At 54.6% G+C, this 23,473-nt stretch carries 22 protein-coding genes; 10 read left to right on the plus strand and 12 right to left on the minus strand.

Annotated features, from left to right (window positions below):
* On the plus strand, window positions 1-1,452 hold the full coding sequence (gene murP / locus KGP16_RS07065) for a PTS N-acetylmuramic acid transporter subunit IIBC (protein ID WP_021805384.1): 1,452 nt from the start codon (window positions 1-3) through the stop codon (window positions 1,450-1,452).
* Window positions 1,453-1,540: 88 nt separating this feature from the next.
* Here murP and KGP16_RS07070 read toward each other — a convergent pair whose 3' ends face one another.
* From KGP16_RS07070 to KGP16_RS07100, 7 genes are all read right to left on the minus strand, one after another.
* Complete coding sequence (locus tag KGP16_RS07070) at window positions 1,541-2,935, minus strand: amidohydrolase family protein (RefSeq protein WP_223501075.1); 1,395 nt, start codon at window positions 2,933-2,935, stop codon at window positions 1,541-1,543.
* 13 nt (window positions 2,936-2,948) lie between these two features.
* Complete coding sequence (locus KGP16_RS07075) at window positions 2,949-3,899, minus strand: carbamate kinase family protein (protein ID WP_021180048.1); 951 nt, start codon at window positions 3,897-3,899, stop codon at window positions 2,949-2,951.
* 225 nt (window positions 3,900-4,124) lie between these two features.
* A complete protein-coding gene (locus KGP16_RS07080) occupies window positions 4,125-5,675 on the minus strand; it encodes a xanthine permease (protein ID WP_223501076.1) in 1,551 nt (516 codons plus the stop codon).
* Window positions 5,676-5,796: 121 nt separating this feature from the next.
* The gene (locus KGP16_RS07085) at window positions 5,797-7,215 is read right to left on the minus strand and encodes a DUF1116 domain-containing protein (RefSeq protein ID WP_115158728.1); all 1,419 of its coding nucleotides are present in this window, start codon (window positions 7,213-7,215) and stop codon (window positions 5,797-5,799) included.
* Window positions 7,215-8,762, minus strand: coding sequence for an acyl-CoA synthetase FdrA (gene fdrA, locus KGP16_RS07090; protein ID WP_094981146.1), 1,548 nt, complete (start codon window positions 8,760-8,762; stop codon window positions 7,215-7,217). The genes KGP16_RS07085 and fdrA overlap by 1 nt, the downstream gene beginning before the upstream one ends.
* The gene (locus KGP16_RS07095) at window positions 8,722-9,615 is read right to left on the minus strand and encodes a DUF2877 domain-containing protein (RefSeq protein WP_223501503.1); all 894 of its coding nucleotides are present in this window, start codon (window positions 9,613-9,615) and stop codon (window positions 8,722-8,724) included. The genes fdrA and KGP16_RS07095 overlap by 41 nt, the downstream gene beginning before the upstream one ends.
* Before the next feature lie 39 nt (window positions 9,616-9,654).
* Window positions 9,655-10,260, minus strand: a complete 606-nt coding sequence (locus KGP16_RS07100) for an ankyrin repeat domain-containing protein (protein WP_021805376.1) — start codon at window positions 10,258-10,260, stop codon at window positions 9,655-9,657.
* Between the two features lie 375 nt (window positions 10,261-10,635).
* Here KGP16_RS07100 and KGP16_RS07105 point away from each other — a divergent pair, with 375 nt between their 5' ends.
* Window positions 10,636-11,565 (plus strand): LysR substrate-binding domain-containing protein, encoded by a 930-nt coding sequence (locus KGP16_RS07105; protein WP_021180041.1) that lies wholly within the window; start codon window positions 10,636-10,638, stop codon window positions 11,563-11,565.
* A 166-nt stretch (window positions 11,566-11,731) separates the two neighbouring features.
* On the opposite strand, the gene KGP16_RS07110 is transcribed toward KGP16_RS07105, so the two are convergent.
* The 3 genes from KGP16_RS07110 to KGP16_RS07120 form a co-directional block, all read right to left on the minus strand.
* Window positions 11,732-12,505, minus strand: coding sequence for a MipA/OmpV family protein (locus KGP16_RS07110; protein WP_223501078.1), 774 nt, complete (start codon window positions 12,503-12,505; stop codon window positions 11,732-11,734).
* A 100-nt stretch (window positions 12,506-12,605) separates the two neighbouring features.
* Window positions 12,606-13,400: a CPBP family intramembrane glutamic endopeptidase gene (locus KGP16_RS07115; RefSeq protein WP_223501080.1), complete on the minus strand. Its 795-nt coding sequence runs from the start codon at window positions 13,398-13,400 to the stop codon at window positions 12,606-12,608.
* A 3-nt stretch (window positions 13,401-13,403) separates the two neighbouring features.
* Window positions 13,404-14,042, minus strand: a complete 639-nt coding sequence (locus KGP16_RS07120) for a TetR/AcrR family transcriptional regulator (protein WP_021805370.1) — start codon at window positions 14,040-14,042, stop codon at window positions 13,404-13,406.
* Between the two features lie 449 nt (window positions 14,043-14,491).
* Here KGP16_RS07120 and nrfA point away from each other — a divergent pair, with 449 nt between their 5' ends.
* The 7 genes from nrfA to KGP16_RS07155 are packed head-to-tail and all read left to right on the plus strand — an operon-like array spanning window position 14,492 to window position 20,806.
* Window positions 14,492-15,901, plus strand: a complete 1,410-nt coding sequence (gene nrfA, locus KGP16_RS07125; protein WP_337925235.1) for an ammonia-forming nitrite reductase cytochrome c552 subunit — start codon at window positions 14,492-14,494, stop codon at window positions 15,899-15,901.
* 42 nt (window positions 15,902-15,943) lie between these two features.
* Window positions 15,944-16,513: a cytochrome c nitrite reductase pentaheme subunit gene (gene nrfB, locus KGP16_RS07130; RefSeq protein WP_081367049.1), complete on the plus strand. Its 570-nt coding sequence runs from the start codon at window positions 15,944-15,946 to the stop codon at window positions 16,511-16,513.
* Complete coding sequence (nrfC, locus tag KGP16_RS07135) at window positions 16,510-17,181, plus strand: cytochrome c nitrite reductase Fe-S protein (protein WP_021180036.1); 672 nt, start codon at window positions 16,510-16,512, stop codon at window positions 17,179-17,181. The genes nrfB and nrfC overlap by 4 nt, the downstream gene beginning before the upstream one ends.
* A complete protein-coding gene (nrfD, locus tag KGP16_RS07140; protein ID WP_094981139.1) occupies window positions 17,178-18,125 on the plus strand; it encodes a cytochrome c nitrite reductase subunit NrfD in 948 nt (315 codons plus the stop codon). Before nrfC ends, nrfD begins: the two co-directional genes overlap by 4 nt.
* Before the next feature lie 31 nt (window positions 18,126-18,156).
* Window positions 18,157-19,854 carry a heme lyase CcmF/NrfE family subunit gene (locus tag KGP16_RS07145; RefSeq protein ID WP_223501081.1) on the plus strand — a complete coding sequence of 566 codons (1,698 nt, stop codon included), beginning with the start codon at window positions 18,157-18,159 and terminating at the stop codon, window positions 19,852-19,854.
* Window positions 19,842-20,228, plus strand: coding sequence for a heme lyase NrfEFG subunit NrfF (nrfF, locus tag KGP16_RS07150; RefSeq protein ID WP_223499086.1), 387 nt, complete (start codon window positions 19,842-19,844; stop codon window positions 20,226-20,228). Before KGP16_RS07145 ends, nrfF begins: the two co-directional genes overlap by 13 nt.
* Entirely contained in the window at window positions 20,225-20,806 is a 582-nt protein-coding gene (locus KGP16_RS07155) for a heme lyase NrfEFG subunit NrfG (RefSeq protein ID WP_094981136.1), read from the plus strand. Before nrfF ends, KGP16_RS07155 begins: the two co-directional genes overlap by 4 nt.
* Window position 20,807: 1 nt before the next feature.
* Here KGP16_RS07155 and KGP16_RS07160 read toward each other — a convergent pair whose 3' ends face one another.
* Window positions 20,808-21,296 (minus strand): YbaK/prolyl-tRNA synthetase associated domain-containing protein, encoded by a 489-nt coding sequence (locus tag KGP16_RS07160; RefSeq protein ID WP_021805362.1) that lies wholly within the window; start codon window positions 21,294-21,296, stop codon window positions 20,808-20,810.
* Window positions 21,297-21,456: 160 nt separating this feature from the next.
* Here KGP16_RS07160 and KGP16_RS07165 point away from each other — a divergent pair, with 160 nt between their 5' ends.
* On the plus strand, window positions 21,457-22,401 hold the full coding sequence (locus KGP16_RS07165) for a DMT family transporter (protein WP_021805361.1): 945 nt from the start codon (window positions 21,457-21,459) through the stop codon (window positions 22,399-22,401).
* Window positions 22,402-22,463: 62 nt separating this feature from the next.
* Here KGP16_RS07165 and hcaR read toward each other — a convergent pair whose 3' ends face one another.
* Window positions 22,464-23,345, minus strand: coding sequence for a DNA-binding transcriptional regulator HcaR (gene hcaR / locus KGP16_RS07170; RefSeq protein ID WP_223501082.1), 882 nt, complete (start codon window positions 23,343-23,345; stop codon window positions 22,464-22,466).
* Window positions 23,346-23,473 lie beyond the last annotated feature (128 nt).

Raw genomic sequence — 23,473 nt, forward strand, 5'->3', positions numbered from 1 at the left:
ATGGCGAAAATCACCGTTCCTATGATAGAGCAAATTTTACTCCTGGTGGGTGGCAGTAAAAATATCATTATCTGCGGTAACTGCATGACCAGGCTGCGTCTGACGTTAAAAGATCGTCAGCAAATACGAGTCGATGAGTTGAAGAAGATCCCTGGCGTAATGGGGGTAGTTAACGGCGACGATCAACTGCAGGTTATCCTCGGCCCTGGCAAAGCGCAAACTGCCAGCGAGATGATGAATGCGTTGTTAACGGCGCAGCCGCAGCAGGAACGGGGAAATGCCGAGCAAGCTGACTTGCAGGCCTTGGCAAGTGAAAACAAGCAGCAGATGAAAGCCAAGCAAAATAGCGCGGTGCATAATTTTCTGACTAAGTTTGCCACGATTTTTACGCCGTTGATCCCAGGTTTTATTGCCGCAGGGTTGTTGTTGGGGATCGCTACCCTGATGCAGCAAACGCTGATCGTGGAGGGCGTGGCGCCGGCCGCATGGCTCAAAGGGCTGATCGCTTACATGAAAGTGTTCAGCATCGGTTTGTTTACCTTCCTCAGTATCCTGATTGGCTTTAACACTCAGAAGGCCTTTGGTGGCACCGGGGTTAACGGTGCGATCATCGCTTCGCTGTTTGTTTTACGCTATGTACCAGAAGGGACTACCGGCTACTACGCAGGGATGAGCGACTTTTTTGGGCTGGCGATCGACCCACGCGGTAACATCATTGGGGTTCTACTGGCCTGTATCTTGGGCGCATGGATCGAAAGGCAGGTACGTCGGGTGATCCCCGATAATCTGGATATGATCCTGACTTCGTCAATTACCCTGCTGATCACTGGCGCCATTACCTTTGTGGTGATTATGCCGGTTGGCGGTGAGTTGTTTAAGGGCATGTCATGGCTGTTTATGCACCTGAACGGCAACCCGTTCGGCACCGCCATTCTGGCCGGGTTGTTCCTGATTGCCGTCGTATTTGGCATTCATCAGGGCTTTGTGCCGGTTTACTTTGCCTTGATGGATGCGCAGGGCTTTAACTCGCTGTTCCCTATTCTGGCGATGGCCGGTGCAGGGCAGGTGGGGGCGTCGCTGGCGCTGTTTGCTCGCTCGCCTAAAGGCTCTCTGCTGCGTACCCAGATTAAAGGGGCCATTTTCCCCGGTCTGCTGGGGATTGGGGAGCCGCTGATTTATGGTGTCACCTTACCGCGCCTGAAGCCATTCGTTACTGCCTGTCTGGGGGGCGCGGTCGGTGGTTTCTTTATCGGTCTGGTTGCCTGGATGGGGTTGCCGGTGGGGCTGAATACGGTGTTTGGTCCTTCGGGTCTGGTGTCGATTCCATTAATGACCTCAGCCAAGGGGATTTTCGCCGGGATGTTGGTGTATGTCGCCGGTATATTGATCTCCTATATTGCCGGATTTATTCTGACCTGGCTGTTTGGCAGCAAGGATGTGGATTTAAGCTGATAATAACCAGGTTTTAACCGGCTTATACCCTAGGGGCGCTGCATGCAGCGCCCCTAGTCGTCACCATGAACAACAGTAACCCAATATATCAAGCCTTGCTCCCTTGCCCAACGTGACCCCAAACCATCTCGCCCTTATGGAACGTGGCGGTCCTTGGGGAAATACGCGCTACCGCCTCGGCGGAGCAGGAAGCATCAACCAGCACGAAGCTGGCATCGTCCTTGGCTTTCGGCCATACGCGTTCGCCCTTATCGTTCAGCGGTAAGACATCACCGGTGGCGATAGCCAGCGAGCGCGATAAGGTTCCCTCATTCGGGCGAATGTAGAGCAGGGCATAGAGATTGGCTTTCTCCAACATGTCACCCAGGCCATACGGCGACCAGTGGTCGATCACGCTGTCGGTGCCGGTCATCAAGAACACGCCTTTCTTGCGCAGTTGGCTGAGTGGCATATGCATAGTGCCAATCGGTACCGTGCTGGCAATAGTGATTTGCTGCGCCGCCATGCGGGTGGCGATTTCATCGACCTGCTGTTCATTCATCATCGCCAACGCAAAGGCGTGGCTAATGGTCAGTTTGCCCTTGAGTTGTGGCGTTTTCTCGACGGTTGCCACCATGTAGTTCACCGCCGCAATGCCTGCCGGGCTGGTTTCGTGCAGGTGGATGTCCACCCCTTTGTTATAATCCAGCGCGATCTGGAACATGCTATCGAGCGACTTTTCCATTGCGCCATCGACGTTGGTCGGGTCCAGGCCACCGACGTAGTGTGCTCCTGCCTGCATTGCCTCACGCATCAGCGGTTCTGATTTCGAATACAGCAAGCCATGCTGTGGGAACGCGACAATTTCACAGTCAAAGCCAGACTTGCGACGTGCCAGCACTTCTTGCAGATTCTCCAGGTTTTTCAGGCCGGAGGTTGGCTCAACGTTGCAATGGCTGCGAGCGGTAGTGGAACCGTAAGACTGAATCAGATCGATCAGCTTTTCGGCCCGTTCTTGGGTGTAAGGTTGCAGCTCCGGCAGCAGTTTCTGCTCCAGCCGAATCATATCCTTGATGGTGGTACCCGCCGGGCGATTCAGCGAACGCCATGGGCCGCCGTAAAAGGTTTTGTCCAGATGGATGTGCATATCACGCATGGCGGGCAGCATCAGTTTGCCGCCAGCGTCGTAGACCGGCAGCGTACTGTCCGCATGCTGGCGGTTATCGCGCAGGGCAACGATCTTGCCCTGGTTGATTTCCAGCGTTTTCAGTTCGGTGTGGGTACTGACCGGCGTTGCTCCGTCAAATTCGAAACCCGCCTCCAGCAGTACGTTATCCAGATAATAGTGTTTGTCGCTAATTTTCATGCGCTGGTCCGTCTCACAGTTCGCGGTTGCCGGGGTAGCAGCATAACCGACGGAGGAGGTTGCACCCAATAGTGCGCAGGCCGCAGCCACTTTGCCACTATGGCTCAAAAACTCACGGCGGCTTTTGTTCTCATTCATCTGTTCTTCCCTCTCAGAGGTTAACGATATGGGTGCCCGTTTCACCGCGCAGTGCGGCGGGGAGGCAATCCGGCGAGGTGATGACGACGCGTTTGCCGCCATCGCGCAAGAACGCCAGGCTGGCGACGATCTTCGGCAGCATGCTGCCAGCAGGGAAGTGCCCCTCTGCCATATAGCGGGTCATTTCGGCCACGTTCACCTGGCCTAACGCCTGCTGATTCGGTTTGCCGAAGTGAATGCACACTTTCTCTACGCCAGTGGTGATCACCAGCACGTCGGCGCGGATTTCCCTGGCGAGCAGGGCAGTGGAGAGATCTTTATCGATCACCGCATCGACGCTTTGGTAATCCCCTTGTGGATCACGCGCGACAGGGATGCCACCGCCACCCGCGCCGATCACCACAAACCCTTGCTGCGTGAGTGCCTTGATTGCGTCGGCTTCCACGATCCTGATGGGTTCCGGTGAGGCGACCACCCGGCGATAGCCGCGGCCAGAGTCCTCGACAAACCGCCAGCTTGGGTATTGCTGCAATAACGCATCGCGCTGTGGTTCGCTAAAGAAAGCGCCGATAGGTTTAGTGGGGTTAGTGAAGGCGGGATCCTGTTTATCCACTTCAACCTGCGTGATGACGGTTACCGCTTTCTGCCCGCCATGCTGCGCCAGGCGGTTGTTGAGTGCCTGCTGAATGAGATAGCCGATACCGCCTTGGGTATCCGCCACGCAGTTGGCCAGCGGGGTCAGCGGTAGCCCTTCATGTTCGTGAGCCACTTCGGCACGGCGCAACTCCAGCCCCACCTGCGGGCCGTTGCCGTGGGTGAGTACGATGTGGTAATCCGATGCCAGCATCTCCAGCACCGAGTCTGCGACCTTTTTCACCGCCTCGGCCTGATGTTCTACGGTCTGGCTGGCGTTGTCTTTGATAATGCTGTTGCCACCAATGGCAACCACCACGAGTTCTTTCATCTGGGTCTTCCGATTAAAATGGCCGTTTAAACAGGGGCGGGAGTCTATAAATGTCCCCTCACCCTAACCCTCTCCCAGAGGGAGAGGGAACCGATCGAGTGTGCTGATTGCCCTGTGTAATACCTTGTATTTGTTGTTCTTATGCCCTACTTTCCGAAGCCGCACAGCCTTATCCAAGATGCCGGGCAGCTCCCTCTCCCTGTGGGAGAGGGTTGGGGTGAGGGCTTAGGCTGTCTTGCTGGGTTCCTGCACTGCGGCAGCCACCGTTTCACGGCTATCGAGAAAATGCTTCAGTACAAACATGGCCGACATCATCAGGTAAGCCAGCGTGAACAGCAACGAGCTTCCCTCGGCAAAGCCCACGGCTGGCGCATGGATCACGCCGAACAGCGCCAGCAGCGCACCGGTTGCCGCCGCTACCGCACCACGCAGCGGTTTGTTGATGATGGCGAAAATCGCGACACATCCCCAAAGCATACTGGCCAGCGGCGCACCGCTACCCAAATGCACCAGCCCCTGGTAATACACGCCTTTACTGTGCAGCAACTCTGCGCCCAGCTTGGCTCCCGAGGTGCCCGCCGCCCCCAGCACGCTGTTAACCACGGTTAAGCCCCAGTTGGCAATCCACGGGAATAGACAGATGAAGATCACCGGGACTTCGATTTTCGGCGTTTCCCTCACCACCTGGTTGGCGGTGACCACGCCGATAAACACCAGGATAGGCACGATCGCCGTCATCGGGATCACCGCCAACATAAAGGCACCCAGCCCGAACAGCGGTACCAGGAACATCGTCAAGCCAGAAGCCAAGGTGTAACCAATGCTGGCCCCCATGGCTTTCCAACCGGCGTGGCCGACATACACGGTCACCGGGAACGGGTTGCCCAGCAGGCAGCCGAACATGGAGGAGAGGCCGTTGGCCATCATCACTTTGCGGGTGTTGTATTCATCCCCGGCGGCGTGGGCACTCTCGATGTTTTCCAGGTCAAAGATGTAGTTCGCCAATCCCAGCGGGACGGCAGAGGCCAGATATGGCAGCGCGTGTGGCAGGCCCTGCATAAAGCTGTCGACATGGAATCCTGGCGGGTTAAAGCCAAAGGAAGACATCGAGGCTTTAATCGCATCTGGGCTTTGCAGGCCGGAGATCCACGCCAGCACGGTACCGGCGATCAGCAGCAGCAAACCGGTCGGAATGCGGGCGAATATGGGCTTTTTGCCAAACCAGTTGATAAAGATCAGCAGCAGCACGATGAACGAAACGGTTGGCGCTTCGAACGCTTGCAGCATCGGGTTCATCGCCAGCAGCAACAGCCCCAGGCCGGAAAGGCAGGAGAGCAGCACGGTGCGCGGGATCATCTTGCGGATGGTTTCGCCGAGAAAAGAGCCGCCCACCAAGATCAGCGCTTCAACAAAGCACCACACCAGGCCGATCGAAATGGCAAAGTCCGCATCGCCGGTGGACTGATATACCGGCATCAGCACCAGGAAGGTCACGGTAAAAATAGACGGTGCGCTCGGGCCAGACGGCAGCGCGGTAACATCGCTCCGCCCGGTCTGGCGAGCCATTTGCAGCCCAAACCAGGTGTAACAGATACTGGCCATCATCACGGCCAGACCAAAGGCCGGGGCTATGCGCCCGTAGACGATCTCTTTTGGGATACCCACTACGAAGATGAGCAGCCCCATCATGGTGAGCAGGTTGGTCAGGTTATTGGTCATCAGCCCGAAGTAGGCTGCCCAGTCACCGCGTTTCCATTCTAATTTCATTTTGTTCATGGAAAATCCTTCACAGGTCGTTTAACAACTCTCGACGATCCACGGGATCGCCATTGGTCCTGCAGGTGAACAACTCTCTGGTGTCAGGTGGGGCTAACGCTGGGTTAGCCCCGTTATTTTTTTATTGGCAGTAGTGGTCGCGATAACTCAGTATTGCTTTCTCAAAACAGGTGAACGGTGGGTGCACAATCCCGGCACCGATCATGCCAATCCCCGCATCTTTATGGGCAATGGCGGTGTTGATCACCGGCAGGATGCCGCTGCTGCCGACCTTGGTAATATCGATCGCCGTTGGGATCCCCATAAACGACAGCAGGGGAATGGTGACGTTAGGGTTTTCGCCCAGGGTGATTTCACGCATCTGACGCGAGAAATCAATCGCTTCATCCACCGTGCCCCCTACCAGTGCAACGATGGCTGGGGCGGTCGCCATGGCAAAACCGCCAATGCCGTAGGTTTCGGTGATGGCGCTGTCGCCGATATCCAACCCCGAGTCTTCAGGTTTATAGCCTGCAAACATCGGGCCGATAACCTGCTGTGCCGGGCCGGTAAACCACTGGCCCGGTAGCCCGCTGATGCGCAAACCAAACTCAACGCCGTTGCGCGCCATGGTGGTGACCACGGTGCTGTATTCAATGCCGTGTGCCGCATCCATCGCCGCTTTGCACATCGCCATCCAGGTTGGGCCGGAGAAGTAATCGCTGCTGGCGACAAAGTCGAAGACCTCGCGCTGCTGCTCAACCGGATAGCCCGCCTGGATAATCCACGGCGTCAGCGCCTGGATCAGCAGCGTGGTGCCCGCATTGTTGCGGTTGTGACACTCGTCGCCCATATGCAGCGCCTGCGCCAGCATCAGCCGCAGGTCGATCTCACCGGCCAGCTTCATGGCATCGCGCAGCATCGGTCCTTGCACATCGCGCATCCAGTTCAGGCGGTCGATCACGCTCTGGTCATTGGCTCCCATGCGCAGGATCTTCGCCATCTGCTCGCTCATATTGGTATAAGCGCGGTTGCCGTAGGTTTTGTTTTCTACGATATGCATGAACATCGATGCAGACGTCACACCCGCCATCGAACCGACACAGTCATGCTCATGGCACGGTGAGAAGATGATTTCGCCGGAGGCGGCCAGTTCTGCGGCTTCCTCGAGGTTGGCTGCCAATCCTTCAAACACCAGCGCACCGGTGACCGCGCCTTTCATCCCACCGCACATTTTCTGCCAGGTGATCGGCGGGCCTGCATGTAAAATGGTGTTGCGCGTCATCCCTGGGACGACGTTGATTGCCTGGTCATAACCTACCAGCACCGGATGCGACTGAATAATGCGTTCCAGCGCCAGTTTGTTGGCGGCAGCCACTTTCTCGGCAAGCGCTGGGGAGGCAATCTGATCGAGCGCCTCAACCACCGCCATATTGCCCTGGCCCGGCGGAGTCCAATCGAGCTGGGTTACTGGCACATGCTGTTTTTTCAGGTCATCACTGAACATGGCGATACCGACGTTAATAACGTTCAGCGGTTGGTTAAATAATGAGTGGCTCATCAGGCTTTCCCTCCTTTACAGACAAATTCACGCGCCAGCAATCCGGTATTGGTGCTGCTGCTAGCCCAGATCACGCCCGCATCGGTGAGCATCTGGCACTGCTGCTGTAGCGACGGCGTATCGAGATCGGTACCTAGCACATAGCCGAGGATCTCCAACGGTCGGCCCTCGCTGGCCGCAATCGCCTTAGCCTCTTTGATCGCCTCGATCATTACGCCCACCGGATCTTCGTGAGATCCAAAGCCAAGCACGAAGTCCATCACGATCACGCCGACTTCGGGATCGCGCGCTTCCTGCAACAGACGTTGGATGCGGTTGGTTGGGTCGATCATCGGGTGCGGTTTGCCATTGGTGAAGTCGTCATCGCCAAAGTCGAGGAAGGTGTGCGCCACGCTGCGGTTGAGGTCTTTCAGGCGCATGGCCGGGTCAGGTTGAATATTGCTGTAGACGTCGTCGTATTTTTCCAGTGCGGCAAACATCGCTTCGTCGCACAGGGTGCCGCCACAGAACAGACCGCGAATGTATTTTTGCTGCGGTGTCAGTTTGGCACGCACTTCTTCAATCAGCGGCCAGTTCAGTGGATGCAGGTCGAGAGACTCTTCTTTGATGCCGGTAAGCAGCACGGCCTTTAACGCTGCCTGCTTGGTTGCACGCGCAAACTGCAATCCTGGCTCATCGGCTGGTGGCTCATTGCGCCCAAGGAAGCAAACCACTACGGGTTTACGGCAGGCACGGGCCCGTTCGAGCACGGTGTGTGCCACGGCTGGGGCAGGGGGCTTGGAGACTAGTACAATCACTTCTGTATCGTTGTCGTTCTCTAGCATCGCTATCGCATCCAGCATCATCCGGCCGCCAATCTTCTCACTCAGATCGCGCCCGCCGGTGCCAATCAGCTGCGAAATGCCGCCGCCAAACTCATGGATACGCACGCTCAGCTCCTGGCTACCGGTGCCGGATGCGCCGATAATACCGATGTTGCCACGGCGAACCGCGTTACCAAAGCACAGAGCGGTGCCATTAATGATGGCGGTGCCGCAGTCTGGCCCCATCATCAGCAGGCCTTTTTCATGCGCCAACTGTTTCAGCGCCAATTCATCCTCGATGGAGACGTTATCGGAGAACAGCATCACGTTGAGATCGTTTTCCAGCGCTTGACGAGCCTCACGTGCCGCATACAACCCGTTTACCGAGATCACCGCGAGGTTGCTCTCCGGAATATGCGTTTTCGCACTGGCGAGAGTGGCATAGCGCGCTTCGTGGCGACCACCTTTATCTTTGTGGGTGAACAAGGCTTCGATCGCCTGTAGGGTGGCCTCGTTAGCTTCATCGCTGGCCCCCTTAATCACGATCATCAGATCGCCGTTTTTGGCGGCTTCCAGCTCTGGGGTTAACAAGCCCAGGTTTTCCAGCACTCCTTTGTTCATCTCCGTGGCCATGGCCACAAACGCTTGTTCAACGCCTTCAAGTTTGTTCGCTTTGGTGGAAATAGACATCAGCGAAACAGAGTCAAACCAGGTGTTGTTTTTTACCACTATCCTGATGGACATATTTTTCTCCAAAATATGAGGTCAAGAGGCAGGCATCGGCCATGCCATACAGCATGTCGCAGCCCGAACTTGAACCAATCTGTTTAATCTTGTTAATGGTATCGATAATAAGGTGACGATCGTCGTGCACTAATTTTTCTAACAGGTGACTTATCACCTGTCGGTAACGCTGATTGATTGCCGCCTCTAATGTAATAGCGCTTAGCAACGTGGTTTTATGTTGTACTTTTTTCAGCACCGCCAGAAAAACCTCGCGATACTTTTGCGCTGGATGACCGGGCAGCAGTAATATAGAGAAAAGCCCAACCAGATAATCATCCCCAGAAGGCGTCAGGCCAATTCCCAAACCAATGAGAGAATGTAAGGCTTCGTAGGGATCTTCATTGTGCCGTATCGCCAGAAATAACGCATCACGATGCAGTTGTAATAATCTGGCCATTTCCCGATAAAATATATTCTCGCCACGGTAATTAAACAGCGAATTACCGGGTGAAGCCTGTTGGTTAATGCATGCCCCCCATTGGTGCCAAGCAATAGATGCTCTGCTTGCTTCGGTTAAATACAGGTCAGGCTGTTGCCATGTCTGACAGTGGGAAAAATCAATCCAACTATGCTGACCTATTTCAATGCCACCCTGAGAAAACTCGACGCGATCTCCTGGGCTAAATATCTGGTCACAGTGCCTAAGCGCTATGCGACAACTATTGGGGGCGTTATCGTACTCGTCGCTTAATAACGTGTAGAGCATGTTCTGCTCGGGAACGAACAGGTTTACCGCGCGAGAAAAAACCTGTTCGACCTGCCCACTTAGCCGCTGGCGGGGGAACGCCACCTCCGCCGATAACGCTGTAATGCACTGCCGCTGCGGCTGTGCGATGGCATTTCTCCTCTGTTAAGCGCCGGCGGCAACCAGCAGTTCAGCAATTTCGTGATAGCCTTTTTCACGGGCCAGCGTCAGGGGAGATTTACCATATTTGTCGGTCATATGCGGATTGGCACCGTGATCGAGCAGTAATTTGACAATCTCTTGCTGTTTCGCACCACCATCATTCAACACAATAGCTTCCAGCAGCGGCGTCCAACCGACAAAATTGGTGTGGTTGACGTTAATTTCGGTACGCGTCAATAATTCACGCACAATGTCGACGTGGCCTTTTTCACTGGCTGGGGTAATACCCACGCCGCCAAAGCGTGTTAAGCGATCCAAATCCGGGTTGGCTGGCAATACCAGGCGTAGCAGCGTTAAGTCATTATTCAGGCAGCTCAGCAGGAAGGGGTTAAAACAGGTCTGATCCTGCTTATCAATATCGGCACCGGCAGCGATTAATAATTCCACGCAGTCGTAATGTTTATTCAGGCTGGCCAGCGTAATTGCGGTGCGGCCTTGGCGGTTGGTGGCATTGATATCAGCCCCTTTACTCAGGCAGCTTTTCAGCGCGTCGCTGTCGCCCTGTTCCGCCGCAAAAAGAAATTCTGTGATTAGCGCTTTATCAGACATATTCTAGCTCCCTATTTTTCCAGTGGGCTTTGGATGCTTTCATTGCTACTGAGAATAGCAACAGATGCTGGATAAAAACATCCGCTTAAGAATCATTCATCGCAAAGGGTGTAATTATTGAAAGTAATTCAACAATAAAGGCAAACTGTGCGTCGGCGCAATCTTTCTCTTATGTTTTACGCCTTTTGTCGCGGCAAACGTCTCTGCGGGCAATGGGCTGTCACCTCCCGCCACATCAGGCTCCAAACTAATAATCAGAAGTGTGATTGTCTTCAAATCAGTTGTAATGGCAGTGTTAAATTTTGTTCAATACTGGTTGCGTGTCATAGGATTTACAAATACATTCAACAATGCGCCCAGGGGGGAGGAGGAGTCATGAATTCTATTTTTACCGAAGAAAACCTATTGGCATTTACCACCACGGCGCGTTTTGGCAGCTTTAGCAAGGCGGCCAAGGAGCTGGATCTGACGACCTCGGCCATCAGCTATACCATCAAACGGATGGAAACCGGGCTGGACGTCGTGCTGTTTAACCGCAGCACGCGCAGCATCGAACTCACCGAGTCCGGCTTTTACTTCTACCGTAAAGCGACCGACCTGCTCAACGACTTCCATGCCATCAAGCGCGGTATTGATACCATCTCTCAGGGCATAGAGGCGCGTGTGCGCATCTGTATCAATCAGTTGCTCTATACCCCACGGCATACCGCTCGGTTGTTACAGGTGCTGAAGAAGCAATTCCCCACCTGCCATATCACGGTGACCACCGAGGTATACAACGGCGTCTGGGATTCCATCATCAACAACCAGGCCAATATCGCCATTGGCGCACCGGATACGTTACTGGACGGCGGCGGCATTGATTACACCGAAATCGGCGCCATCCGTTGGGTGTTCGCCATTGCGCCCGATCATCCCTTGGCGTTTATGCCAGAGCCGATCTCCGAGAGCCAGCTACGGCTTTATCCCAACATCATGGTGGAAGACACTGCGCATACCATCAACAAGAAGGTGGGCTGGTTGCTGCACGGGCAGGAAGCGATCCTGGTGCCGGACTTTAACACCAAGTGCCAATGCCAGATTTTGGGTGAAGGGATTGGATTCCTGCCGGAATATATGGCGCGTGAGCCGGTAGCGGAAGGGCTATTGGCGACCCGCGCCATTCATAACCCACGGCAGGATTCCAGCATGTTGCTGGCGACACAGCATGCGGCAACCGGGCAGGTGACCCAGTGGATCAAAAAGCAGTTTGCTCCGGGTGGGGTGCTGACTGGGATTTATGGGGATTTGCTCTATCGGGAGTGATGTGAGTATCTTGATGCGTAAAACCCCCTTACCCTGGCAGAAAGTAAACTGCACCTTAAAAGCTGTCTAGTCACAAATTAAGGTGCAGTGGGTTATGGCGAAAACAGTCCCTTCCCATAAATGAGTATTGGGAGTCCTCGCTGGTTATTATCAAATAATATGTCGATCAGAAACTATATAAAACACCGGCCACGGCATTGATACTATAATCACGGTCGGTCATCGGGCTATCTTTCACCGTGTCGCTCATCTGCTCATTAAATCCCATCAGGAACAGCTGCCAGTCGTTATTAATGGCATAATAGCTGGCGAGAGAAATGTAAGATGTGACGCCACTTTTCGCCCGGTATTGTGGCATCCCGCTGCGCTGTGATTCCCCTTCGTTGATACCAAAATAGTAATTATTGAAGGCGCGGTTTTGCCAGCGCATGCCGAAACCGGGTACCAGCTGCAATTTGCCAAACTGGAAGCGGTACTGATAGCCGACATCGGCAATCACCCCATCGCTATAGCCTAGCACGTCGGTAGCAATATCAGCGTTGAGGCTCCCCCAATCGGCATGATACTGATAACCGATGCCTGCCATGGCGGTCGCTCGCCGCTTGTCCAGCGTCTTCATCGCCGGATCGTCGCTATCCGCAGGCTTAAAGCTTAGCGGGGAGTAGTTAACTGCCAAATGCAGATTGTGCTTTTCTGAACGCAATAGATTAATGCCGATCCCTTGGCTATTAATAAAAAACTGCTCTCCTTGATAAGTCACAATCGGTAGCGGTATATATTGTGCGTCATAGTCGCGATAGGGTAACTGTTCTGCCAGAACGGCAGCGCCTACCGACCAGTCGCCAGCATAGGCATTGCCCGTTAATAATATGGCCGCCAGCGATAGGGCATTAACTGAGAAAAGTGGCTTACGAAAAGATATAAAATTATTTTCTATCATGATAGATATCCCAGATTTAGGTCAAAAGGTTGCCATCAGCCGCTAATAATCTGATAACTGAAATTTAATTCTTTTTAAGGTGTTAATGACGTAATGTTACTTACTCTTTAAAAAATAGCTCTTGTTCAATGGCAATAAGTAAAGTGGCTATCAACAATAATAGGGCCGTCCAGATACATTTGGTCAGCGGTGCAACCTGCATAAGCTCTGCCGCCATCACCAGGGTAAAGTGAAATAAAATGGCTGCCGGAATGCTACGCTGACAACGATAGTAGAACCAATTGGCCAGCACGGCGGCAGGAAACATGCTGATAAAAAAGTTGGTAACGTATATTCCCCCGGCCTGCCATAGTTGATGCTGATAGGTGTCTGCAATAAAGAATAAGGGTAAATGCCAGAGTGCCCATAGCCCAAAAAATATCAACGAGGTGGGCAACAGCATTGGCCAACCGCTCCTCAGGCTATCGACGCCATAACCGCGCCAGCCTAGTTCCTCCAGTATTGAGGCGATCAGTGCCAGCGGTAGCATGGGCAGAAAACCGCTGGAAAAAGCAAACTGGGTGGTATCCAAACCTAGCCGCACTGACAGCCAAATGGCCGTCAGTAACGGCAGCAGAATTAATCCCAATAGGGTTAGCGTGCGGCCCAGCGTTATCCCTGCCAAAGAAAATACTCTGCTGCGAATATCCCTCCACAACCGCCGGTCTTGGGCCGTCCATATCATCACCCCTGTTGCCAGGGCTGGGCCAAGTAATCCCAGCAGAGCCACGAAGAGCGTCGACTGCTGCCTATCCGGCGAATGGCTCAGATAGGCTGCTATGGCCCACGGTAACCATGAAAACGCAAAAACCAGACCAAAAAAGCGTAGCGGAGAATAACGGATCACCGGGATCATAGCTTATTCCCCTCCTTGGATACTGGCTCCTAATACGGCGGCAAAAGACCCGGCAACGGCACCGAAGGCGCGCTCAATCAGCAACAACATGGCCTGCATACGTGCGGCTTGCTCTTCTGGCGTCCAGCTAAACATCTGGTGGCCGAACAGGAACAGCGAACCGGCGAGAATGAACTGCACTGTCGATAGCGGATCATCAACCTGAAAAACGCCTTCCTGGTTTCCTTGCTCCACCACTGCTGCCAGGATCGGCCCAAATGCCAACACCGTTTCAATATTGCTGCGCTCATGCAATGCGCGGTTCTCTGGGCGGTGTAAGTCCTCAACCAAAGCCTGCCCGGCTTCTACGGTTTGATTCTGCGAGGCTATGATGGCGCAGAACTTTTCAATCGCCCCCAGTTGCGGATCGTCAGCAATGATTTGTGAGCGGGTAACCATCTCGGCACACAGTTGCTGTGCCAGCGCTGCCAGGACTTCATCTTTGGATTTGAAATAGTAATAAAACGTCCCCTTGGCGATACCTGCGCTGCGGACGATGGAATCAACAGAGGTCGACTCATAACCGATTTCCTGAAACAGCTCGCTTGCCGCCTGCAAAATTTCAGCCCGGCGCACCTCTGGTGTTTTCACTGTACGTACCATATTAAATCCCTCTTTTTTGTATGGAGTAGCGCTACGGTAGTAATTGACTGACGGTCAGTCAATTAAAAAATGCGGTTTTTTTGCACGCGATGGCCAGGGGCAACATGCCGCAGATTCTGACTACCGAACCGAACTCGTCCCTCTCCTTTTTTGGGGGGAGGAGTAACATCGAGTACGTGTCATCATTTTGTTTCCCCATCCAACCCCTTATCTTTCAATAACTCATTAGAGTTAGTTCGAGTTTGCGCTGCCTCGCAAAATTCAATCAACAACTGAACAACCTGCCGGAACTTGACCAAAGACAACATTTTTTGTGTGGTCTATGGTATCCCTACGCACGGTGTAATGGCGAAAATCTGTTCTAACAAGAACTTAACGACTAATAAAAGCACTGCTCTCAAGCAGGCAAAATGGATGGGATGCTTATGAATAAGGTAAGCAAGTTATTGATGCTATTTCTGGCAGGGATGTACGCGGTTTTTCTCTCTTTCTCGGTACAGGCAGAGGCGACACCTGCCGCCACACCGCAGAAGGTTGAAGCCAAGAATGAAACCTTCTCTGCACCTCACCCTGACCAATATAAGTCCTGGCAGGCGACCTCCGAGCAGTCCGATCGGGTAGATGCTTTGGCCGGCGACCCGCGCCTGGTCATTCTCTGGGCCGGGTACCCGTTTGCCAAGGATTACAACAAACCGCGTGGTCACGCCTATGCCATCACGGATATTCGTGAATCCTTGCGTACCGGTGCACCGAAAACGGCAGAAGATGGGCCGTTGCCAATGGCCTGCTGGAGCTGCAAAAGCCCGGACGTTGCCAGGGTGATCGCCGAACAGGGCGAAGCGGCCTACTTCCACGGTAAATGGGCGCGTGGCGGGCCGGAAATCGTCAATAACCTCGGCTGTGCGGATTGCCACAATACCGCTTCCGCTGATTTTGCCGCTGGTAAACCTGCGCTACACCTTTCCCGCCCTTACGCGGCTCGTGCCATGGAAACGATAGGTAAGCCGTTTGACAAGGCCGGCCGCTTCGATCAGCAATCGATGGTGTGTGGGCAGTGCCACGTTGAGTATTACTTTGATGGTAAAGACAAAGCGGTGAAATTCCCTTGGGACAAGGGCACCACGGTCGATGACATGGAAGTGTATTACGACAATATCGAATTCTCCGATTGGACCAACCCGCTGTCCAAGACGCCAATGCTAAAAGCCCAACATCCAGAATATGAAACCTGGAGCGCGGGTATTCATGGCAAGAATAACGTCACCTGTATCGACTGCCATATGCCGAAAGTGCAAAACGCCGAAGGCAAGATCTATACCGATCACAAAATTGGCAACCCGTTCGATAACTTCGAACAAACCTGCAAGAACTGCCACACCCAGGATAAAGCCAGCATGCAGGCGGTGGTCGAAAAACGTAAGCAGGATATCAACGAGATCAAGCTGAAGGTAGAAGACCAACTGGTTCACGCGCACTTTGAAGCGAAAGCGGCCTGGGATGCCGGAGCGACCGAAGCCGAGATGAAGCCTATCTTGACCCACATCCGTCATGCGCAATGGCGCTGGGATTTTTCCATTGCTTCCCACGGTATTCAAATGCATGCGCCAGAAGTGGCACTACGCATTTTGGGTACCGCGCTCGATCAGGCAGCGCAGGCTCGGACTCAGTTGATCCGTCTGCTAGCGACCAAGGGCATCACCACTGAAGTCAAGTTGCCGGACATTTCCACCAAGGAAAAGGCACAGTTGGCGCTGGGTATGGACATGCCGCAGCTGAACGCCGAAAAGCAGGAATTCCTCAAGACGGTGGTACCGCAGTGGGAAGAACAGGCACGTAAAACCGGGCTGTTAGGCAAATAACCCCTCCGCCCCGTGTGTGGGGCGTAAACAAATGGAGTCAATATGAGCGTACTGCGTTCGTTATTAACTACCGGGGTGCTTGCCTGTAGCCTTTGGCTGACAGTATTACCGGTATCGGCCCAGACCGACAGCCCCGCGGTTCAACAGAAATCGGCGGAAGTCACCTTGCAACGTAATCCGGATGAGGCCTGCCTGCGCTGCCATAAGCCGCAACAGAATGCGATGCACGGTAAACATGCGGGAGCCATTAACCCGAATAACAAATTGCCGCTGACCTGCACCAACTGTCACGGCTCACCTTCGCTGCATCACCGTGAGGGCGTGAAGGATGTGATGCGTTTCAACGAGCCCATGTTCGGCGTGGAACAGCAAAACAGCGTTTGCATGTCTTGCCACTTGCCGGAGACGTTGCAAAAAGCCTTCTGGCCACATGATGTACATTTGGCCAAGGTGAGCTGCGCCAGCTGCCATACGTTGCACCCGCAGCAAGATAAGGTACAAGGGCTGAACGACAAGGGGCGCATCAAGCTCTGCGTGGACTGCCACCGTCAACAACAGGATGATCCCGCGTTTAATCCAGCGTCCGTAAGGCTGGATAAGGGGCAGCCATGAGCTGCTCACGGCGCCGTTTTATCGTAGGTATTGGCGTGTTGGCGGCTGGCTCGACCCTGGCGGAAAAGCTGCTGGCGCGCACCATGAACGTCAATGGCATCCGTTACGGCATGATCCACGATGAGTCGCGTTGCATCGGTTGTACCGCCTGTATCGATGCCTGCCGCGAAGTCAATCAGGTGCCGGTGGGCGTTTCACGCCTGGAGATCGTTCGTAGCGAACCGATAGGCCAATTTCCGGACGTGAAGTACCGGTTTTTCCGCCATTCGTGCCAGCATTGCGATGACGCTCCCTGTGTACATGTCTGCCCAACGGGTGCCTCGTTTATCGATGCCGCCAGCGGCATTGTCGACGTCAACCCGGATCTCTGTGTCGGTTGCCAATACTGCATCGCTGCGTGCCCTTACCGGGTGCGCTTTATTCATCCGGTGAGCAAAACGGCGGATAAATGCGATTTTTGCCGCAAGACCAACCTGCGTCAGGGCAAGCAGCCAGCCTGTGTATTGTCGTGCCCCACCAAGGCATTAACCTTTGGAAATCTCGACGATCCGCACAGTGATATTTCGCGTCTGTTGCAGCAAAAGACCACTTATCGCTACAAGATAGCGTTAGGGACACGGCCAAAAATGTATCGCGTGCCGTTTAAATATGGGGAGACAAGTCAATGACTTCTGCCTTTCATTTTGACTCTCTGGTCTGGGACTGGCCCATTGCGATTTACCTGTTCCTGATCGGCATCTCCGCCGGTCTGGTCACCCTGGCTATTCTGTTGCGCCGCTATCATCCAGAGGAGGGGGCCTCTAACAGCCGGGTAATGTTGACCACGCTGTTTGTCGCGCCAACCTCGGTCATGCTTGGGCTGGTGATCCTGATTTTCCACCTGACCCGTCCGTGGACCTTCTGGAAACTGATGTTCCACTATAGCTTCACCTCGGTGATGTCGATGGGGGTGATGCTGTTCCAGGTCTACATGGTGGTGCTGGTGGTCTGGCTGGCGCTGATTTTCCGTGACGAGGTGGCGGCGCTACAACAGCGTTGGTTGCCAAAGTTGGCGCTGATCCCGCGCCTGCTGCAGCGCTTGCTGCCGTTGTTGCGGCCAATAGAAACGGTGATGCTGGTGTTGGCGGTGCTGTTGGGGGCTTATACCGGCTTCCTGCTTTCGGCGCTGAAGTCGTACCCGATGCTGAATAACCCGTTGTTACCGGTGCTGTTCCTGTTCTCGGGCGTTTCGTCCGGGATCGCGGTGGCACTGCTGGTGGCGGCCTTCGGCCCTAAAGGTCATCTGCACAGCCGGGAAGTGCATTTCCTGCATCGCCTGGAGACGCCGGTGGTGTGGCTGGAGATCTTCCTGCTGGCGGCGTTCTTCATCGGCCTGTGGCTAGGGGATGACGGCAAACTCCGTGCCTTGTCGGCCGCGCTTGGCGGTGGGTTCTGGTCCTGGTGGTTCTGGTTAGGCGTCGTCGGCTGTGGGCTGATTATGCCATTGCTGCTGAAAGCTCTGGGCTGGGGGAAAGCGCATTTCCATATCCTGTTGATCAGCGGCGCTAGCCTGTGTGGTGTGCTGTTGCTGCGTTATTTCATTCTGTATGCCGGGCAGATGACGGTTGCCTGAGGGCATGTTGTAGCAGAATAAGGCGGTAGATGTGTTGTGGTTACCCGAGCTGGGATTTATTGCGTTATTGCTGGCCTGCACGGCGTCGCTGCTGCTGGCTGGCATCACGCTGTTGACGTTGATGGATCGCCGTTGGGGTGGGCTGTTGCCAGCGCGTGGCTGGAGCCTGAGCATTTTTGTGTTAATCGCACTGTCTTTCGCCATTCTGCTACAGCTGTTTTTGAGTAATGACTTCTCGGTCATGTACGTAGCCCAACATGGTCACAGCCAGTTGCCACCGTTGATGAAGGCCGGGGCGCTGTGGGGTGGGCACGAAGGTTCGCTGCTGCTCTGGTTGCTGTGCCTAGCCGGTTGGTCTGCCTGCTTTGCCTTATTCAGCCCCAAATCGGTATGCCCACTACAGCCGCTCACGTTGGCCATTCTTGCGCTGATCGTCGGCTGTTTTCTGCTTTTTATCCTGTTCTTCTCCGATCCTTTCGTTCGGATCTTCCCCGCCGCGGTTCAAGGGCGCGATCTGAACCCGATGCTGCAACATATCGGCCTGATCCTGCACCCTCCGCTGCTCTATTTGGGCTATGCCGGGTTTGCCACCTGTAGTGCTCTGATGCTGGCTGCTTTGCTGCAAGGGGAGTTTAGCGCCGAGATTGCCGGGCAGTGCCTGCGCTGGGCCAAACCGGCATGGTGTTTCCTTACCGCCGGGATCATTTTGGGGTCCTGGTGGGCTTACAGCGAACTGGGCTGGGGCGGCTGGTGGTTCTGGGATCCGGTGGAGAATGCTTCACTGCTCCCTTGGCTGACCGCGACCGCTTTGTTACACAGTTTGGCGGTCGGCCAGCGTACCGGAGGATTGCGGCATTGGTCGCTATTGCTGACGCTGGGCACCTTTGTTCTCAGCCTGTTGGGCACCCTGATTGTGCGTTCTGGCATCCTGGTTTCAGTGCACGCCTTTGCGCTGGATGAGCAGCGCGCCTTGCCGCTGTTTATCCTGTTTGCGTTTCTTAGCGGGTCGTCGTTTTTGATCTATGCGTTACGCGCCAACCGGGGGAAAACCGTTACGTTCCCGGTGAAACCTGCGTTGCTCGGCGCGCTGTTGCTTCTCAGCTCCGCCGCCCTGATCGTGCTGGTGGGTACTTTGTACCCGATGCTCTATCGGATGATGGGATGGGGGCAGATCTCGGTCGGTGCGCCTTATTTCAATCTGGTTCTGCTGCCGTTTGGGCTGCTGGGTTTGGTGTTGATGTGTTACGGCGGATTTAGGCGGCGGCGCTATGCCCAGTGGATCGCTCACGCCGGAGTGCTGCTGACGGCGTTAGGCATCGCCAGTTCGGTGCTGCAACGCCATGAAATCAGCCTGAACGTCACCGTGGGTGAGACGGTCAGCCTGGCGGGATACCAATTTACGCTGCGTTCGGTAGATCTACTGGCTCAGGCTAATTTCACCAGTGAACAGGCGGTGATTGAGGTTACCCAGCAAGGCAAGCCCGTTGCTCAGTTGACGCCTGAAAGGCGGTTTTATACCGCCCGCCGCCAACAGATGTTTGAGCCCGGCATCGACTGGAACGCTTTCCATGACTGGTACGTGGTGATGGGTGAAAAAAGCGGCGAGCAGCGTTACGCCATGCGTTTTTATGTACAGACCGGCATCCGTTGGATCTGGTGGGGAGGGGCGCTGATGATGATTGGCGTGTTGGCTACCGGTTGCCAAAGGAGGCAAGCATGCGCTGGTTAATCGCTCTGCTGTTGTGGGGGAGCATCACGTTGCCGCTGGCGGCCCAGATCGTCGATACCTGGGCATTCACCTCGCCGGAAATGCAGGAGCGGGCGCTGGCAGTGGCAGGCCAGATCCGTTGCCCGCAATGCCAGAATCAGAGCCTGCTGGAGTCCAATGCCCCTGCGGCGGTCGCCATGCGCCATGAGGTGTTCGCCATGACCGAACAAGGCAAAACGCAGGCGGAAATCATGAATTTTATGACGGCACGCTACGGCAACTTTGTCCGCTACCAACCGGCTTTTGAGTCCTCTACGTTGTTACTTTGGGGGCTGCCACCGCTGATGTTGGGGGCGATCGGGCTGGTGTTATGGCGGCGGAGGAAAGCAGAATGAAATCGCGCTCTTACCCTCTGCTGTTTATCGTGCTGGTGCTTGGCCTCACCGCGGGTTGGTATGTGGCCAGCGGCCGCCCGGCCACCGTGTTGGCCGAACAGCATAAGCGCAGCTTGCCTGTCCAGCCGCTCACGCCTCAGCAGCAGGCCGAAAGCGAGTTAAAGCAGTTACAGCAACAGATCGAGCAGTCACCGCAAGACAGCGTGTTGTGGGCGCAGCTGGCAGAATATTATCTGTTTAACGATAATTTTGCCGATGCGCAGGCGGCCTATCAGCGGGCATTGGCACTGCGGGGGGCGAATGCCGAACTGTACTCGGCGTTGGCAACGGTGCTTTATTACCAGGCAGGGCAGCGGATTACCCCGCAGGTGGAGAGCAATATAGCAAAGGCCTTGGCACTGGATAAGGATGAGGTCTCGGCGCTGATGCTGCTGGCTGCCGATGCCTTTTTGCATACGGAATATGCCAAGGCGATAAACTTGTGGCAACGCCTGTTGGACAGCCAATCACCACGGGTTAATCGGCCACAGCTGATTGAGGCCATCAATATGGCCAAGCTGCTACTGCGCCAACAATAAATCACGCCATGCGGACGAAATTCACCAGTCTAGGCTCAGCAATGCGCTGATAATCCCCAGTGTTGAGGATCAGCGAACGCTCCAGCGTGCCAGCATTAAAGGCCAACTCGTCAAAGCGCTCAAACAGCAGCGGATCGGCCACCAGCAGCAAATCCGGGTGGAAGCTGAACGGCGGGATCGCGCCAAAGACGCAGTCGGTCAGTTGGTCGACTTCCACCGGGCTGGCCAGAGAGGCGCGAGTCCCGCCAACACCCTGTGCCAACGCGCCGAGATCGGCCTGTTGGTCGGCGGGCAGGATGGCCAGCACGTGCTGCTTGATGCCGTTGCCCTTGACGTGGCACACCAACGCTTTCGCCCCTTGCCCCAACTGGGTGCCGCGTATCTTGGCGACTTCTTCGGATTTGCCTGCCTTAGGATGCTCAACCACGCGATAGCGGGCTTGGTGTTGGTCAAGAAGGGAAGTTAAACGGCTAAAGGTTGCGGTAGACACGCCATGTTCTCCTGAGTGTTGATTATCCTGCCCTATCATAACGCGTTGTGACGGCGAAGAGATCAGCCAAATTATTGATTAAACAGCGGGCTATTTTTTTGTTTTGACGGATAATACGCAATTATGAAACGGGATTTTAATTTTTTGAAAGGAAAGGGGCGTGAAGACTAACCTGTCGTTGTTTACCCAGCCGAAGTTCGTCTGGCTGTGTGCGGCTTTCTGCTGTTTGCTGTGGGGCAGTGCCTACCCGGCGATTAAAAACGGTTATGACATTTTCCAGATCGCCACCGACGATCTCCCCGGCAAGATCGTTTTTGCCGGTTACCGCTTTGTGATTGCCGGGGCCTTGCTACTGCTGTTTGCCATCTTGCAGGGTAAACCCATCGGCCGTTTGTCACGGCACCAGTATTCACAGTTGGTGGTGTTAGGGAGCACGCAAACGGCGCTGCAATACGTTTTCTTCTATATCGGTCTGGCCTACACCACTGGGGTAAAAGGATCGATCATGAACGCGACCGGCACCTTCTTTAGCGTGTTGCTGGCGCATTTCATTTATAAAAACGATCGTCTTAGCATGAATAAAATCGTCGGCTGCGTGGTGGGCTTTGCCGGGGTGATGGTGGTGAACTTCAACAGTCAACTGATGGACTTCAGTTTTAGCTGGCTGGGGGACGGTTTTGTGGTGATCGCTGCGTTTATCCTTTCGGCCGCTACGCTGTATGGCAAGCGGATTTCGCAGACCGTCGATCCGACCATCATGACCGGTTGGCAACTGGCCATCGGCGGCGTGATGCTGACGGTAGGGGGATATCTGGCGGGGGGACGATTAGAGTTCCACGGTTGGGCATCGGTGGCGATCCTGAGCTACCTTGCGCTGCTGTCCTCGGTCGCTTTCGCGCTCTGGAGCCTGCTGCTGAAATATAACCGCGTGGGCATGATTGCGCCGTTCAACTTCCTGATCCCGGTTTCCGGCGCGGTGCTGTCGGCCATTTTCTTACAGGAAAGCATCATGGAATGGCGTTATGCCGTGGCGCTGGTGCTGGTGTGCTTTGGCATCTGGCGGGTCAACGTGGTGCGTAAGGAAAAGCGCGAAGCTGTCGCCTAGCCATCTCTCAAAGACCCGCCCAAGTAGTGGGTTCTGAGAGTGCAAAAAAGGACTGGATGCGGCTAAACCTCAGGTTGCTCTTCCACCAGATCAATCATTTGTGCCAGCGCCGCGCTGCTGTTCTCTCTGTGCCACGCCATCAATAATTCGATCTGCGGTGCACTGGCCGGTAGCGGGCGGAAGACCACGTTCGATGACTGAAAATGGCTGACATAGCGCGGCACAATGGACAAGCCTAGCCCCATTCCCACCAGATTCATGGTGACCAGAATATTGGTCGCTGCCTGCACGATCTTGGGCTTGCACCGGGCCTCGGCGAGATAGGCTGTCACCATCTGGTACAACGCGCCGGAGTGGGCCGGATCGGTGCTGATAAAATTTTCGCCATCAAGATGATGCGGTTCTAGCTGCGATTCTTTACTCAGTGGGTGATCGATGGGCATCACCACCACCAAGGGCTCACGATAAACCACCCGGTAGTTCAGCTGATTACTGATAATCGGGCGGCGCATAAAACCAACGTCAATTTCTCCTTTCAATAACTTATCTTCTTGCTGAGTGGTAATGATACTCACCAGTTCGATGCTGGACGCCGGTAGCCGCTGGCGTAACTGGGGCAGAACGTCGGGCAGGATATTCACTTCCGCACAGGGTACAAAGCCAATGATCAGCCGAACCTGTTGCTCCATGGCCTTACGCGCCAGCTGTTTTGCCTGCTCTGACAATTCAAGAATATTGATCGCCTGATGTAAAAACACCTCTCCGGCGCGGGTTAGCGAAACCTGACGATTATTTCTTATTAATAATGGCGCGCCGACACAACCCTCAAGATCTTTTATCTGGCTGCTCAATGAGGGCTGCGACGTATGTAGCCTCTCGGCGGCCCGGGTGAAATTGAGTTCTTCGGCTACCGCGACAAAATAACGTAAGTGTCTTAGCTCCATGCCTTTTTCTCCCATCATAGAAAAAATGTCTGGTACGGTCGTTTTTTACTATTTCACAAAATAGTAACTGGAAAGCAACATCCTTTGCGTAACCCCTACGAAGGTCAATACATCTCTTGGATGAGGAT

This window comes from Serratia sp. JSRIV006 (assembly GCF_019968685.1).
Classification (GTDB): domain Bacteria; phylum Pseudomonadota; class Gammaproteobacteria; order Enterobacterales; family Enterobacteriaceae; genus Chania; species Chania fonticola_B.

Bases quoted from the DNA above. Each gene is read 5' to 3' on its own strand.
- hcaR (WP_223501082.1), bottom strand. From the start codon at position 23,345: ATGGAGCTAAGACACTTACGTTATTTTGTCGCGGTAGCCGAAGAACTC.
- nrfA (WP_337925235.1), top strand. From the start codon at position 14,492: ATGCTATTTCTGGCAGGGATGTACGCGGTTTTTCTCTCTTTCTCGGTA.
- nrfB (WP_081367049.1), top strand. From the start codon at position 15,944: ATGAGCGTACTGCGTTCGTTATTAACTACCGGGGTGCTTGCCTGTAGC.
- fdrA (WP_094981146.1), bottom strand. From the start codon at position 8,762: ATGTCCATCAGGATAGTGGTAAAAAACAACACCTGGTTTGACTCTGTT.
- KGP16_RS07075 (WP_021180048.1), bottom strand. From the start codon at position 3,899: ATGAAAGAACTCGTGGTGGTTGCCATTGGTGGCAACAGCATTATCAAA.
- KGP16_RS07120 (WP_021805370.1), bottom strand. From the start codon at position 14,042: ATGGTACGTACAGTGAAAACACCAGAGGTGCGCCGGGCTGAAATTTTG.
- KGP16_RS07070 (WP_223501075.1), bottom strand. From the start codon at position 2,935: ATGAATGAGAACAAAAGCCGCCGTGAGTTTTTGAGCCATAGTGGCAAA.
- KGP16_RS07100 (WP_021805376.1), bottom strand. From the start codon at position 10,260: ATGTCTGATAAAGCGCTAATCACAGAATTTCTTTTTGCGGCGGAACAG.
- KGP16_RS07115 (WP_223501080.1), bottom strand. From the start codon at position 13,400: ATGATCCCGGTGATCCGTTATTCTCCGCTACGCTTTTTTGGTCTGGTT.
- KGP16_RS07105 (WP_021180041.1), top strand. From the start codon at position 10,636: ATGAATTCTATTTTTACCGAAGAAAACCTATTGGCATTTACCACCACG.
- KGP16_RS07080 (WP_223501076.1), bottom strand. From the start codon at position 5,675: ATGAACAAAATGAAATTAGAATGGAAACGCGGTGACTGGGCAGCCTAC.
- KGP16_RS07085 (WP_115158728.1), bottom strand. From the start codon at position 7,215: ATGAGCCACTCATTATTTAACCAACCGCTGAACGTTATTAACGTCGGT.
- murP (WP_021805384.1), top strand. From the start codon at position 1: ATGGCGAAAATCACCGTTCCTATGATAGAGCAAATTTTACTCCTGGTG.
- KGP16_RS07155 (WP_094981136.1), top strand. From the start codon at position 20,225: ATGAAATCGCGCTCTTACCCTCTGCTGTTTATCGTGCTGGTGCTTGGC.
- nrfD (WP_094981139.1), top strand. From the start codon at position 17,178: ATGACTTCTGCCTTTCATTTTGACTCTCTGGTCTGGGACTGGCCCATT.
- nrfC (WP_021180036.1), top strand. From the start codon at position 16,510: ATGAGCTGCTCACGGCGCCGTTTTATCGTAGGTATTGGCGTGTTGGCG.
- KGP16_RS07110 (WP_223501078.1), bottom strand. From the start codon at position 12,505: ATGATAGAAAATAATTTTATATCTTTTCGTAAGCCACTTTTCTCAGTT.
- nrfF (WP_223499086.1), top strand. From the start codon at position 19,842: ATGCGCTGGTTAATCGCTCTGCTGTTGTGGGGGAGCATCACGTTGCCG.